This window comes from Paenibacillus sp. PL2-23, from assembly GCF_040834005.1.
GTDB lineage: Bacteria > Bacillota > Bacilli > Paenibacillales > Paenibacillaceae > Pristimantibacillus.
This window is the reverse complement of the sequence record NZ_CP162129.1, coordinates 1,981,498-1,996,324: the sequence shown is the minus strand read 5'-3', so window position 1 is coordinate 1,996,324 and position 14,827 is coordinate 1,981,498. Positions and strand designations below refer to the sequence as shown.

At 53.4% G+C, this 14,827-nt stretch carries 12 protein-coding genes; all 12 read right to left on the bottom strand.

Annotation, left to right across the window (positions count from 1 at the left end):
- Positions 1-69: 69 nt before the first annotated feature.
- The 12 genes from AB1S56_RS08395 to AB1S56_RS08340 all read right to left on the bottom strand — a co-directional run bounded on the left by AB1S56_RS08395 (position 70) and on the right by AB1S56_RS08340 (position 14,776).
- Complete coding sequence (locus AB1S56_RS08395) at positions 70-1,737, bottom strand: extracellular solute-binding protein (protein ID WP_340872695.1); 1,668 nt, start codon at positions 1,735-1,737, stop codon at positions 70-72.
- Positions 1,738-1,842: 105 nt separating this feature from the next.
- The gene (locus AB1S56_RS08390) at positions 1,843-2,721 is read right to left on the bottom strand and encodes a carbohydrate ABC transporter permease (protein ID WP_340872696.1); all 879 of its coding nucleotides are present in this window, start codon (positions 2,719-2,721) and stop codon (positions 1,843-1,845) included.
- Positions 2,722-2,739: 18 nt separating this feature from the next.
- Complete coding sequence (locus AB1S56_RS08385; protein ID WP_340872742.1) at positions 2,740-3,714, bottom strand: ABC transporter permease subunit; 975 nt, start codon at positions 3,712-3,714, stop codon at positions 2,740-2,742.
- Positions 3,715-4,002: 288 nt separating this feature from the next.
- Positions 4,003-5,511, bottom strand: a complete 1,509-nt coding sequence (locus tag AB1S56_RS08380; protein ID WP_340872697.1) for a sulfatase-like hydrolase/transferase — start codon at positions 5,509-5,511, stop codon at positions 4,003-4,005.
- Positions 5,512-5,648: 137 nt separating this feature from the next.
- Complete coding sequence (gene dgoD, locus AB1S56_RS08375) at positions 5,649-6,797, bottom strand: galactonate dehydratase (protein ID WP_340872699.1); 1,149 nt, start codon at positions 6,795-6,797, stop codon at positions 5,649-5,651.
- A gap of 68 nt (positions 6,798-6,865) precedes the next feature.
- Positions 6,866-7,696: a fumarylacetoacetate hydrolase family protein gene (locus AB1S56_RS08370; protein ID WP_340872700.1), complete on the bottom strand. Its 831-nt coding sequence runs from the start codon at positions 7,694-7,696 to the stop codon at positions 6,866-6,868.
- A 165-nt stretch (positions 7,697-7,861) separates the two neighbouring features.
- Positions 7,862-9,328 (bottom strand): aldehyde dehydrogenase, encoded by a 1,467-nt coding sequence (gene aldA, locus AB1S56_RS08365; protein WP_340872702.1) that lies wholly within the window; start codon positions 9,326-9,328, stop codon positions 7,862-7,864.
- Between the two features lie 29 nt (positions 9,329-9,357).
- On the bottom strand, positions 9,358-10,131 hold the full coding sequence (locus AB1S56_RS08360; RefSeq protein WP_340872703.1) for an enoyl-CoA hydratase/isomerase family protein: 774 nt from the start codon (positions 10,129-10,131) through the stop codon (positions 9,358-9,360).
- Positions 10,132-10,135: 4 nt separating this feature from the next.
- Positions 10,136-11,311 carry a CaiB/BaiF CoA-transferase family protein gene (locus tag AB1S56_RS08355; protein ID WP_340872743.1) on the bottom strand — a complete coding sequence of 392 codons (1,176 nt, stop codon included), beginning with the start codon at positions 11,309-11,311 and terminating at the stop codon, positions 10,136-10,138.
- Between the two features lie 5 nt (positions 11,312-11,316).
- Entirely contained in the window at positions 11,317-12,492 is a 1,176-nt protein-coding gene (locus AB1S56_RS08350; RefSeq protein WP_340872705.1) for an extracellular solute-binding protein, read from the bottom strand.
- 10 nt (positions 12,493-12,502) lie between these two features.
- Positions 12,503-13,636 (bottom strand): CaiB/BaiF CoA-transferase family protein, encoded by a 1,134-nt coding sequence (locus tag AB1S56_RS08345; protein ID WP_340872706.1) that lies wholly within the window; start codon positions 13,634-13,636, stop codon positions 12,503-12,505.
- A 42-nt stretch (positions 13,637-13,678) separates the two neighbouring features.
- Positions 13,679-14,776, bottom strand: a complete 1,098-nt coding sequence (locus AB1S56_RS08340) for a CaiB/BaiF CoA-transferase family protein (protein ID WP_340872707.1) — start codon at positions 14,774-14,776, stop codon at positions 13,679-13,681.
- Positions 14,777-14,827 lie beyond the last annotated feature (51 nt).

Below are 14,827 nucleotides of genomic sequence, written 5' to 3'. Positions count from 1 at the left end.
TGTAGCGAAAGTGGAGAGCCTCCCCCGGGCCCCAAGCCTCCAGGGGATGCTCTCTATTATTTGTGATTATTATTGGGCGCTCTTGAAGCGGTCGTACGCCGTTTGATAAATGCTGATCAGCTCCTCAACCTTCATCTTCTGCAGGTCAGCCAGGTATTTGTCCCATTCGCCTTCTACGCCGCCTTGAAGCAGCCACTTGGCGCTAGTCTGGTTCACGTAGCTGTTAATGTCGGTATCCAGCGTCTTGATCTTCTGAGATTCCTCCGCCGTAAACAATACACCTGGGAACGTCTCCGAGGTCATGTAAGGCAAATAGTTTTCTTTGATGCCGTCAATTTTGACCTTGTCCTTGTCGGCCATGGCCAGACGAGTGCCGTACGTATTCTCCAGAATGGCGTAAGGCGCTTCAACCGGTGCCGTCTTGAATACGTATTGGTCTGTCGTCAGGCCTGCTGGGGCCTCCTTCAGCGTCAAAGTGCCGCCCTTGTCTTCCAATGTTGTTCCGATAGGTCCCCAGCCTGCTTCGATGGATGTATCCGTTGCATAGGACAAGTCAATCCACTGCATCGTCAGCTCTGGATGCTCATTCGCAGCTGTCATGGAGAAAGCAAACGGGTTGACGCCTTGATTGTTGCCCAGCGATTTTCTCCATACTTGATCGCCGTCTGGTCCTTTCAGAGCCGGAACCAAGACATACTTGGGATCATTGTCGACGCCAACAACCGAGAAGGCGTTCCAGGAGAAGAAGCCGCCCAGACGCTGCTCGGTACCGCTGCCCTTGCCTACCAGCTGATTGCGGTCCTGCGCCAGACTTTCCTTGTCGAACAGTCCATCCTTGAAGTAGGAGTGGAAATATTGGATCGCTTCCATATACTCCGGCTCCTTCGCAGAGAAGACGACCTTGCCATCCTCTACGAAAATATGGTTGGCGGAGTCCGCTCTTCCGAAGGTGCCGAACAATGAGCCGATGCCCATTACGTTATAGTTCGCGAAGTCCCACAGGAAGGAGAACGGAATTTCGTCATTTTTGCCATTGCCGTTAGGATCCTTCGTCTTAAAAGCTTCCAGAACGGTGCGCAGCTCATCTGTTGTTGTCGGCACGGCAAGCTCCAGCTTGTCCAGCCATTCCTTGTTCAGGTACATCATGTCGGGAGAGAGCCACAGCATCAGCTCGCGGATGCTCGGCAGCGAATAGATATGGCCATCCGGCGCTGTCAGCATCGCCTTGTACTTCGGATTCTGTTCAATCAACGCCGTCAGATTGGGCATCGTTTCCTTCGTGATGTATTGCTCCAGGGGAACCAGCATGCCTTGGCCGCCATAGTTAATGACGTCATTGCCTGTCAGCGCAAGTGTGCCATAGAAGGCATCCGGCAGCTCGCCGCTGGCCAGAATCAGATTGCGCTGCTCCTCACATTGCGCAAATTCAATGTCTGTCCATTCAATCTGCACATTGGTTTTCTCTTCATATTGCTTGAAGAAATCCATTTCCTCGAACGGCCCATTGTTAGGGTGCTTACAGGTTACCATCTCAAGCGTCACCTTCTCCGCTATCGGGAATACACCTTGCTCCCCTCCTCCATCCGTTGATTCGGGCGTCTGAGCCGCTTCCGTTTGATTCGGCTCCTTGGAGGGCTCCACACCATCATTGTTGTTTCCTGCACAAGCACTTAGAACAGAAACGCTCATCATGACTGAAAGAAAGGATACCAACAGTTTTTTTCTCCGATTGTTCAAATCGATGACCTCCTAATTTTGTATTCGTATGCGCTTACATGAGCTGCAGCAAATCAACAAGGATGCCCGGCATGCACCTCCCTTCCGTAATGACGGCCGCATCCTTTACCCCTTGATGCTTCCAATCATGACGCCTTTGACAAAATAGTTCTGCAAGAAAGGATACAGAATGAGCAGCGGGAGTGCCGCAATAATAATCATGCCGTATTTAATCAGCTCAGCCGCTCGGAGCTGGTCTCCCATGGAGGACATGTCCGTCATCATGTCGTTGCTAATCTGATTCTCGATCAGAATGGATCGAAGCACGAGCTGCAGGGGGAACAGCTCCTGGTCCCGCAGGTAGATCAAGGCGTTGAAGTAGGAATTCCAATGCGCAACACCGTAGAACAACACCATAATCGCAATAAGCGCCTGCGACAGGGGAAGCACCATTTTCCAAAAAAACTTGGCATCGGAGCAGCCGTCTATCTTCGCCGCCTCCAGAAGCTCATCCGGAATCGTAGACTGGAAAAACGTTCGAGCAATGATGAGATTCCACGCGCCCACCGCATTAGGTATGACCATCGCCCAAACCGAGTCAAGCAGTCCAAGCTCCTTGACCGTCAAGTAGGTAGGGATAAGTCCACCGCTGAAAAACATCGTGAACGTTATAAAGAGCATAACCGTACTGCGGCCCTTCATATCCTTCCGCGACAAGGCGTAGGCTGCGGGAAGGGTCAGACATAAATTGATAATGGTTCCAAAGATTGCGTATACAAAAGAGTTTTTGTAGCCCACCCACAGGTTGTCGCTGTCCAGTATCTTCTTGTAGCCCTCCAGACTGAACTTCTCCGGCCAGAACAAGGTCATCTGAACAGCACCAGGGTCTGTCACTGAGGCCAGCACCACGAAGTAGAGGGGATAAACAATGATGGCCAGTCCGGTCATAATCAACAGCATATTTACGCGATCGAACCAGATGTCTGCTAGACTGCGTTTAAACATATTGAACCTCCCCGCTTCTTACCATAACGATGTATTGGAAGCTTTTTTGGCAATTTGGTTAACTGTGATGAGAATGATGAAATTGATAACAGAGTTGAACAATCCTACAGCGGTTGAGAAGCTGTATTGTGCGCCAACCAAGCCCGTCTTGTACACATAGGTGGAAATAATCTCCGATGAGGGCAGGTTAAGCGGCGTTTGCAGCAGGTAGACCTTCTCGAAGCCGAGACTCATAATATTGCCCGTGCTCAGAATAAGCAGAATAACGGCCGTCGGCATAATGCCGGGGATATCGATATGCAGAATCCGCTGAAATTTGTTTGCGCCATCCACAACCGCCGATTCATGCAGCTCGGGACTGATCGTCGTAAGCGCTGCCAAATATATGATGGTGCCCCAGCCTGTGTTCTGCCAAATCTCCGACAGCACATATACGGGCCTGAACCAGTCGGGATCCCCCATAAAAAATACCGGCTCGCCGCCAAACAATCCGATGAGCTTGTTAACCATGCCCGTATCCGGCGACAGGAATAAAAACAGCATGCCCGCAATAACGACCGTCGAAATAAAGTGAGGCGCATAAATAACGGTCTGCACAAACTTCTTGAACCTCTTGTGCATGAGCTGATTCAGCATCAGCGCGAGTATGATCGGAGCCGGAAAGCCCACCACAAGCTGCAGTACGCTAAGCTTGATCGTGTTCAGAATAATTTTGGTAAATTCGAAGGAACGGAAAAATCGTTCGAAATGCTCCAGACCCACCCATGGACTGCCCGCTATACCCTTGAAGGCCAGGAAGTTCTTGAAGGCGATTTGAATGCCGTATAACGGCGCGTAATGAAAGAGCACGTAATACAAAACAGCGGGAAGCACAAACAAATATAGCTGGTAGCTCTTCAGCAGCCTTGAGGCCCTTTGCTTCAATGGCGTCCCGCGCTTGATGTCGGGTACGTCCAGCTGCCGGACTTCATTCACATTTTCCACAACAAGCACTCCTTTTTCTGTATTCATCGGTGACAGAGACTGTACGGCATGAACACTTACCTTAATGCTCAGGCTCACCCCTTCCTTGAGAACGATTACATAAACTTATAAAAAAGTATTGAGTTTTCGAAACTATCGTTCAGTATTTAATTATTAAATACTATAATCGAAACTCGTTTCGTTTTTATTATAGGTTTACCATCTATTCCCGTCAATACCTTATTTAAAGTGGAACAAAAAAGAGGCTGTCCAGAAAAGTGGGAGCACCACTCTTCCAAACAGCCCCAAGACAGCCTCTTACGCTCCAGTTATCCGTAGCGTATCGAACCGGTCAGTGCGAATCAGCTCCCGCAGGAGCTGCTCTGTCAGCTTATAACGAACATGTGCATATTCAGGAACATGCCATAGGTTGTTATGCTCACGAGGATCTGCCGCCAGATCGAACAGCAGCCCCTCATCCGAATTTATAAACACCGTTAATTTGTATTGCTCCGCAACAAGTGTGCGCATTCGAGTCGTCTCGGGCGCATACCAATCCTCATCGTATTCCACAAGCGCCGGACGGGGAGGCAGCTCCTTGCCCTCTTCAACGGCAGCGCGCAGACTGCGGCCCGGCAAGCCAAGCGGCGGCGCGCTGTAGATGCCGCGCGTATCCATGACAGCCTGATCTATACCGGCAAAGTCCAGAACCGTCGGCACGAAGTCCAGCAGGCTGACGACGCGCTCACGATAGACGCCCTGCCCGGCAGCGCGGGGAGCTCTCCAGATATACGGAACATTCAGAAGCTCCTCCCAAGGCCATTCTGCCTTGGTCAGCAGCCGATGGGAGCCCAAATATTCTCCATGATCCGCCATGAAGACAATAATGGTGTTCTCATAGAGTCCACGCTCCTTCAGCTTGTCCAGCACGTCCCCTATACAGCTGTCCACATGTGTGATCATGCCATAGGTCTGCGCTAATATGTCACGCAGAGTGGCTTCATCAAACTGCGAGTGCCCGGGATGAACGGCTCTTAGGCCCTTCAGCCAATCGATAGAATCCGCTTCATCATTCCACCCCTCCGGCAGCGTCAGCGACTGCGGATCATACATCTCGCTATAAGGACGGCAGGCTGCGAAGGGATGATGCGGATCGGGGAAGGAGCACCAGAGATAGAAGGGCTCCTCCTGCCCAAGCCCTTCCAGGAAATCCGCTGAGCGGCGAGCGATCCACCGGTTGTAATGCAGCGCTTCAGGCAGATCGATCTTCCAATGCTGCTCGTACAGGCTATTTTTCTCATAGGCTCCCGCCCGCAGCAATCGCTCCCTTCCTCCCGGCAGCTCCTGCTCCAGCCATGTCAAATAATCGCCGTAGCAGTCGACATGCCCGCCTACATGCTCCGTCGTCTGGTAGCCGTAATAATCGTTTGGCAGCGCTGTAATCTCTCCAGCCTCCCACCGCGCTCTGCTCTCCCATGAGAAAGCCATCTCCTCGCCCTTGCTGACAGAGCCGATAGGCTGATGATGCAGCTTGCCTACGGCATGTGTCCGATACCCATTCTGAGCGAGCACCCCCGGCAGTGTCGGCAGGTGCTCAGGAACGGCGTTGCCGTTCGTCAAGCAGCCATGCTGCCGGGGAGTAAGGCCCGTCAATAGGGTCGCACGCGAAGGCATACATACGGGATTGTTGCAATACGCTCTGGTGAAGGACACTCCTTCTAGCCCCAGCTGATCTAAATTCGGCGTCCGCACGTCTGGATGGCCATGCAGAGACATCGTGCGAGCTTGCATCTGATCCACAACAAATACAACAAAATTAGGCTTCATCTATTGACCCCCCGTTCGTTTCATTCAGCCCAACGCCCCATATCGCTGCGCAGCCTAAGCACAAGCAGGCCAATAGGCTCGGCCGGTATCGAACAAGCTTTGCGCTGGCTTAAGTGCCGCCAATCGGTCAATGGGGACTACCATTCCGCGTAAGAGCCGTCTTCGTTGCGCCAGATTGGGGAATGCCAGTTATGCCCCTTCTTGGCCGCTTCTCTGACCGCAGCTTCATTGATTTCAATACCAAGGCCAGGCTTACCGGACATACGAACATAACCCGCTTCATATTGGAATACATCCGGGTCCTTCAAGTAGCCGACAACGTCGCTGCCTTGATTATAATGAATGCCTAACCCTTGCTCCTGAATAACGAAGTTCGGCGTGCAATTGTCAACCTGGAAGCAGGAGGCCAGCGCAATCGGTCCAAGCGGGCAATGCGGCGCCAGACTGACATCGTATGCTTCCGCCATAGCTGCAATCTTCTTGGTCTCCAGAATACCGCCGGCATGGGAGAGGTCAGGCTGGATAATATCTACATAGCCATCCTGCAGGAGCTGCTTGAAGCCCCAGCGCGTATACATACGCTCGCCCGTTGCAATCGGCGTATTCGTCATTCTGGCAATGTCCCTCAGCGCTTCGTTATGCTCCGGCAGCACAGGCTCCTCAATGAACATCGGTCGGAACGGCTCCAGCTCCTTCACGAGAATCTTGGCCATCGTCTTGTGTACCCTGCCATGGAAGTCAACGGCAATGCCGATATCCGGACCAACCGCTGCTCGCACAGCCTGCATCCGCTCTACGGCCCGATCAATTTTCCTGTAATCGTCAATATAATGAAGCTCTTCCGTCGCGTTCATCTTCAGCGCCTTGAAGCCCAGGGCAACCTGCATCCGGGCATGATTGCTCACATCGCTTGGACTGTCACCCCCGATCCAGGCGTACACCTTGATCTTGTCGCGAACCGAGCCGCCAAGAAGATCATAGATCGGAGCATTATAATACTTGCCCTTAATATCCCATAACGCCTGCTCGATACCTGAGATTGCACTCATGAGGATGGGTCCTCCCCGATAGAAGCCGCCGCGGTACATAACCTGAAAGTGATCCTCAATCTTGAGAGGGTCCTTCCCGATCAAATAATCCTTCAGCTCCTCAACCGCCGCTCTGGTAGTAGAAGCTCTGCCCTCCAGAATTGGTTCGCCCCAGCCCTCGAAGCCTGCGTCCGTGCTAATCTTCACGAACAGCCATCTGGGCTCAATCTGGAACAGCTCTATATCCGTTATCTTCATGGTGTGAACCTCCCTTGTCATGCGGTCCTTCCCGCATAATGATTGCCCATATCTTCATCAGTCTTCGATTAGCATCCTTTCATAACATTGGTCAAGGCGCCCAGCTTCTCGAGCTCAACGGTAACAACGTCACCATCCTTCAGCCATACCTGACGATCCTCTGGATAGCCGGCCACTACGCCTTCAGGCGTCCCGGTCAGAATAAGGTCGCCAGGCTCCAGTGTCATATATTGCGATATATATTGAATAATTTCCGGAACGTTGAAGATCATGTCTCTCGTATTCGAGCTCTGACGAAGCTCTCCGTTCAGATACAGCTTAATATCCAGCGTGTTGGGATCGCCCACTTCATCCGCTGTGACGAGATAGGGGCCTGCCGGACAGAAGCCGTCTAATATTTTGCCAAGCATCCACTGGCTCGTGCGCATCTGGAGATCACGCGCAGACAGATCATTGACGTTGCAATAGCCGAATACGACATCCAGCGCTTCTTCCTGTTTGACGTTTCTGGCCGTCTTGCCGATCACAATGCCCAGCTCAGCCTCATAATCATATTTGAACGCTTGAGCGGGAAGCGCCACTTCCGCTCCGTGTCCGACAGGTCCATTGGAAAATTTGTTGAACAGAATGGGCACCTGAGGTACGGGGAGGCCCGCCTCCTCCGCATGCTTCCTATAATTAAGTCCGACGCATATTATTTTTTTGCCTGCCGGAATGGAGGGTGCGAACACCACCTCTTGCTCCGGCAGCCACTCACCATGGCTAGCTGCAGCTAGCTCCGCAGCATCAGCCCTTCCTGCAATAACGTCCTCCAGGCTCGCTTCAATCGGCAGAATCCCTTGCTCTCCTGCAATCGCGCAGGTTAACTTGCCCTCTAAATGAATGTGTACCAGCTTCATCCTTGTTGCCTCCTCATGGGATATCGACTTGATAATAGAATCGTATCACTGCTCACCCCACAAAGAAATGAACGAATTCGCCATGTTATTGAACTTTTCCGTTCTACATCGAAACAAGTGGAATAGGGAAGCAGCCTGCGGTCGGTGAACCGCAGGCCCCTCTCCTTACTTATAATTCAAGTACACTACACGCTTCTGCATATAGCCTTCCAGTCCATATTCGCCATCCTCGCCGCCTAGTCCGCTCAGCTTATGGCCGCTGTGGTAGCCCTGCATGCAGCCTGACATACCTTGGTTGACGAACACTGTTCCCACCTGAAGCACATCTGTACCTTGCATCATTTTCTTCATATCACTGGTGAACAGATAGGCCGACAAGCCCAGCTCACTGGAATTGACGATGTTAATCGCTTCCTCGAAGCTGCTGATGGTTACAATCGGAAGCACAGGACCAAATATCTCCTTCTGCGCTGCGGCCATGTCCGGCTTCACATCAACAAGGACAGTCGGCTCATACCAATAGCCCTTATCGAAGATGCCGCCGCTAGGACGCTTGCCTCCAAAGGCTACCTTGGCACCTTGGGCTACCGTTTCTTGCACAATGTCGTCAATTTTAATCAGATCATTGCCATTCGCCTTAGGCCCCATCGTTACAGTGCTGTCGAAGGGATCGCCCACTTTAATAGCCTTCATATGCTCCAGAAGCTTGGCTGTGAAGGCTTCCGCCACCTTCTCGTGAACAAGCACCAGCTCATTGCACACACATACCTGCCCACAGTTCGCGAATCGGGCTGTGACAGCCGCTGCCGCCGCTTGGTCAATATCCGCATCCTCCAATACGATGAACGGGGCTTTGCCGCCCAGCTCCAGAGACAATGCGGTAATGTTGTCGGATGCCGCCTTGTAGATCTGCTGACCCGCGCGTACGCTGCCGGTTACCGTTACCATCTTCGTAATGGGGCTGCTCACCAGAAGCTGTCCCACCTCCGCGCCTGTGCCTGTCACGAAGTTTGCAACGCCAGGGGGGAAGCCCGCCTCGTGAACCAGGTTGAAAAACTCGGCCGAAGCGATTGGCGTAAGCTCATGCGGCTTAATAATCATCGTATTGCCCGTCACAAGCGCCGGTCCCAGCTTTCGGCCGATCAAGGCCAGCGGATAGTTCCATGCGCATAAGCCAATAGTGACGCCATAAGGCACCTTGCGAATCTGCAGCATCTCGCCTTCCTTATTGGAAGGAAGAATATCACCTTTAATTTTGTTGGCGGATTCCACGGCGAACATCATATAAGCCATCGTATCATCCACTTCTCCGAGCGCCTCACGATATGTCTTGCCCTGCTCCATCACCAGCAGCTTGGCTAGGAACTCGCGCTTCTCCTTCACCTTCTCCACCAATTTGACCAAATAAGACGCACGCTTCACGGCAGGCAGCGCCTGCCACGCCTGCTGCGCCCGCTCGGACGATTCCAGCGCCTTCTGCACATCCTCGGCAGAGGCATCGCTTACCCGTCCAATCACCTCTTCATTCGCCGGGTTCTGCACCTCAATCAGCCGATCCGAAGCTGCCTCTACCCATTGGCCGTCTATATATAACCGATAATAGTCTTGTCCATTGCGATTGCCCTTCATCATTGTGCTCCATCTCCCTTTCGCTTCTATTATTATTGGCCCTTGAATTGCGGAGCTCTCTTCTCCTTGAAGGCTGCCTTGCCCTCCTGCGCGTCCTCGGTCGTGAAGCAGAAGGAGAACAGACTGTTCTCATATTGCAGGCCTGCGTCAAGCGGCATATTCATGGCCGCTCGAAGTGCAAGCTTCGCGTTCTCGACAGCGATTGGGCTATAAGCCGCGATGGCGCTTGCCGTCTCGTAGACCAGCTTCTTCAGCTCACCAGGCTCCACAACCTGCTCAACCAATCCGCAACGCAAAGCCTCCTCCGCAGACAGCAGCCTCCCCGTCAACACCATCTCCGCAGCCTTGCCTGCACCTACCATTCTCGGAAGCAGCTGCGTGCTTCCGCTGCCTCCGATCCAGCCCAGCTTAATTTCTGCTGCGCCGAACCTCGCGTGAGATGACGCCATACGAATATCGGCCTGCAGCGCAAGCTCCAGTCCTCCGCCAATGGCATACCCATAAACCATTGCTATGACTGGCTTGCGAATGCTGCGAATCGCCATACAATAATCGTCACGATTACGCAAATCCCATGGACTTCCATAGTCATCCAGCACTTCAATGTCGCTGCCGGCGGAGAAGCTCCTCTCGCCTTCGCCGGTGAGGACGACGACTCGAACGCCCTTGTCCCTGTTGATCTCCTGACAGAGCTCGCTGAGCCGCTCGCCCATCGCACGTGTGACGGTATTCAGCTTGCCCGGTCTGGCAAGCGTAATCGTCCCTATATAGTTGTCAACCTCGTATCGAATATCGTTATGGTCCATCGCCTTACCTCCCTCCATCGTTGTCCACCGAATCCTCAAGACCGAAGTCCCTATTAATTCGTACTGTGTGCTCGCCGACTGGAGGCGCTCCCTTCTCATGCTTGAGCAGCTGTCCGTTCACCCTTGCCGGGTAACGCGTCGTCTTGAACACCGCGCCGCTTGGCCTTACGACCTCCTGGAACATATCCAGCACCTTGATGCCTTCATGCTGAAGAGACTGCTCCCAATTGAACACCTCAGCGCACCAATAGTCGGCCGGCTCCAGCATATCGAGCCACTCCATTGTCGACCTCGTCTTCAGGTGACGATTCAATATTCCCTTAATGGTGTCCCGCTCATCGAACCAAGCTGACTGCTCCGTATAGACAAGCAGCTCTTCGCATTGCAACAGTTCGCCTAATGTCAGAATGGAGCCCATGGCCAGCGCGATATAGCCATCCTTTGTTTCATAGATGCCATATGGCGCGCCAAGGTAAGCATGGGCATTCCGGAACCTGCTTCGCTTGGGCAGCTCTCTCGGCTCTTTGTTCATATAAGCGCTCAACACTTCGAATTGGAAGTCCAGAGCCGCCTCCATCAGGCTGATCTCCACTAGTCCGCCCTGGCCGGTCTTCTCTCGCTTATACAGTAAGCCCAGCAAGGCCTGAACAAATACGGAGCTGGTGTGCAGATCAATGGTTGCTAATCCGAAGGGAACAGGCGGCTGCTCGCCGTCGCCGTTCAGCCAGGCTAAGCCGGACATGGATTGGACCAGCAAATCCTGACCCGGCTTGTTCTTCCAGGGGCCTTCCACACCGTATCCAGTAATACTGCCGTATATAATGCCAGGATTCAGCGCCTTCACGGATTCATAGTCCAGACCGAGCTTCTCCATAGCACCGGGGCGAAAATTTTCTATGATGACATCCGCCTGTTGAATCAACCGCTTTACTCTTACGAGATCTGAGGGGTCCTTCAGGTTGGCAGCGTAGCTCTCCTTGTTCCGATTCATAGACTGGAATACGGTGCTCTCTCCGTCTACCCTTAGATTCGACAGAGTCAGCTGGCGGCTTCCATCACCCGCGTTCGGTCGTTCGATCTTGATGACTCGCGCCCCCAAATCGGCTAACCGAAGCGCGGACACAGGACCTGCCAGATATTGGCTGAAATCCAGTACAACAATATCCTCCAGCAGCTTCATTCTGCTCACAGCCCCGTTTCCTGATGCTCTCGTCTAACCTGCATATGCATTTCGTTCAAAGTTTGAATTACCGTTCTCCGCTCCGGCGCCTGATTCATCAGGCGGTACCGAATCAGATTGCCAGCCTGCTCCTGGAAGCTGATATAGCCATGGAAACGCGGTCTCATGGAGCCGTGTGTCAATGTGTCCAGCGTATTCTTGAAGAAGCCGCCGGAGAGGCGATTCACCTCGGGGTCCAGCCATGCCTCTCGATGGCCCGGCTGACCGTCATTCAGGAAAAACGAGGTGCGTTGGAACTCTGGTGAAGCGACCATAACAGCAAATCGGGCAGCGATGTCAGCATGCTGGCATTGCGACGAAATCGCAAGCCCTACACCGCCAATCATGCTGCCGCTTGGCACGCCGCTGTCAGACGGAATGTTGCCGAAGCTCGCCACAGACGGCCGAAAGCCGACTCTCGCATAATTGGAATACCCGTAGATAAGCGGAATGTACGCTATTTCATTGCTGGTACCCATAAGATTCAGCATGTGAATGGGATCCTGATGCACCGATTCCGAATGTACATACGGCATCAGGCTTTCCATAAGCGCAAGCGCCTGCTCGCCTACCTCCATAGGAAGATCAAGACCTTCACTCCAATAGGCCCGGTTCGACAGCTGCGCGCATAACGTGAAGAAGGTTGAATACGCATGCACTGGCACAAGAGGGAGACCAATTGACTGCCCTTTGGGCAGCTGCTTGGCGATAGCGAGCACGTCGCTCCAGCTGCGGGCTGGCAACAATCCAGCCTGATCCAGCAAATCCTGTCTATAGGCGCTGACTTGAGCTGCCGCATCCACAGGCAGCGCCCACTGTCTGCCTTCATACGTATAGCTGGCGTAGCTCAACCCTGTCGAATGAAGCTCCTGATCCTTCAGAAAAGCCTCCTCTACCCGATCATTCAAAGCCAGCAGCAGTCCCTTCGCAACCGCTGTTCCGATATGGGGGTGATCAATCATAATGAGATCATAGGTATCTGCAAGCAGCTCCAGCGGGTACAGCTCGAAATCAGACAGAGAACGCGCGTCCCATTCAATCTCGACGTTAGGCTCCAGCTTGCGAAACGCCTGTGAGGCAGCCACCAATGGGTTCAAGCCGCGCTCATGAGACCATGTCATTCCTTTTAATTTCAACTTCATCACCATCTCTTCAACGTGTAATGATCCATTCCGATTCAACAACGGCGTTATGCTCTCCAATACGCGGCGCTCCTCTAGAGGACAACAGCCGATGGCCGTTCAGCCTGATGGGACAGGAGATTGCCGTCATGCGGGCTCCGTTGCTTCGATAGATGTCCTGCGTCATACGCAGCTCGCTGAACGCTTCCTCCTGCAGAAGCTGCTTCCAATCCAGCAGCTCCTCGCAAGGAATGCCGGCCTTTTGCAGTTCTTCGCTCCAATAATGAGCAGGACGTGTTGTCAGCAGCTCCTCCATGCGGGCAGCCGCAGCTTCGCCGAGCGTATCCAAGGTGAAGTGAGGAGCAAGCGCCTGGGCCAATGTGTGCAGAGGCATATCGCCGAGCGCAATATAGCCCCCAGCTGTTGGATACAGACCCTTCAGCCAGCGAATGGACGCCGATCCTTCTGCTCCTTCGGCAGGTAAGCTGGAGCCTTGATCCGGCATCCATTTCTCCTCCCAGATCTCCTGCATGACATCCAAGATGGATGCCAGCATATTGACCTCTACAAGTGCGCCGTTGCCCTGGATGGACCGCCGCACAAGAGCCGCCAGCATGCCTTGCACAAGGTGGGCTCCGGTTATCATATCTGCAATAGCAAGACCAAATGGGATAGGCCCCCGTCTGGACTTATCTCGGTGCAGCCAGGGCAGCCCCGTGAGCGCCTGGAGCAGCAGATCCTGACCGGGTCTGTCACGGAGTGGACTGTTCCCTCCATAACCGCTAATAGAGCCGTAGATGAGACGCGGATTAATGGCTTTCACCTCTTCATAGCCGAAACCAAGCTTCTCGATGACACCCGGCCGAAAATTCTGAACCATCATATCCGCATGGCTCAGCAGCTTCCGCACCTTGCAGCGATCTGTCTCGGACTTCAAGTCGACAGCATAGCTTTCCTTATTCCGATTGATGGAGTGAAACAGCGTGCTGTCCCCATCCAGCTCCAAATTCGAAATATACAGCCTTCTGCACAAATCCCCGCCGTCCAGCCGCTCAATCTTTATGACTCGCGCGCCCAAATCCGCTAATCGTAAGCCTGCATAAGGACCAGACAGGAATTGACTGAAGTCAAGCACAAGCAAGCCCTCCAGCGGTCTCGGCATCATGATGGATCACTCTCGCTTCAACTTAATATGCAGCCGCTGCGGCTATAGCAGCTGAAATTCCGCCTCAAGCCTGGCGTTGTCCATGCCCGCCCGCCCAACTCCACGGCGACTTCCCATATAGCTGTTGTCGAACCGAATGGGACAATAAGGCGTAAGGAATAAGCCTAGCTCCTCCGTTTGAACCTGCTGTATATGGCGCAAGGCTAGGAAGCCTTCGTGCTGAAGCAGCTCGTCAACCGTCTGAACCACGGCGCACCAGTAGCCGCCCGCTTCCAGGTCCTCCGCCCAGTCCGCAGCCGCTTTGGTTCTGAGATGATCGGCGAGCAGCCCTTTAATTTCATCCCGCCTCAAGAACCAGCTGGCAGGATCCTCATAGCGGGCCAAAGCTTCGCATTGCAGCAGCGCGCCCAGCTCCAGCACAGAGCCCATAGCCAGAGCCAAATACCCATTAGCCGTCTCATAGATTCCATATGGAGCCGCCAGATAAGCATGGGCATTATTTAACGAGCTTCGCTGCGGCAGCTGTCCTCCATCATGAAGATGAGTCGTCAGCACCTCGAATTGATAATCAATCGCCGACTCCAGCAGACTAACCTCAACAAGCATCCCCTCCCCCGACTTGGAACGGTGTACAAGAGCGGCCAGAATGCCTTGCACGAGATTGGCGCTTGCGAACATCTCCACCGTGGACAGCGGGAATGGGATTGGGGGATCATCCGCATTCCCATTCAGCCAAGGCATACCAGTGAGTGACTGGACGAACAAGTCGTCATAAGGCTTCGCACTCCAGGCTCCTTCCCGGCCATAACCCGTTATGCTGGCATGGATCAGCTTGGCATTCAGCGCTTGCGTTCTCTCATAGGGGAAAAGCGTTGTCTGCAACCCGCTAGCAGGCGGACCTTCGATGAGAACATCAGCTTTCGCAATCAGCTTGCTAAGCTTCCCATGCTCCCCTTCAGTGGCGGCGCAGAACTGAAATCTCTCTTTGTTGCGGTACAAGCTGACAAGCGGAAGCGGCTCATCCTCCGTCCCCTCGATTCGGATGACTCGCGCCCCAAGATCAGCCAGTCTTAACCCCGCGAAGGGTCCGGCTAGCTGCGTGCTGTATTCCACAACGAGCAAACCCTCTAATGGAAGCAAGCCATCCCCTCCCCAGCCGTAACATTCTTCCAAGAAACATCCGCTTGCCGA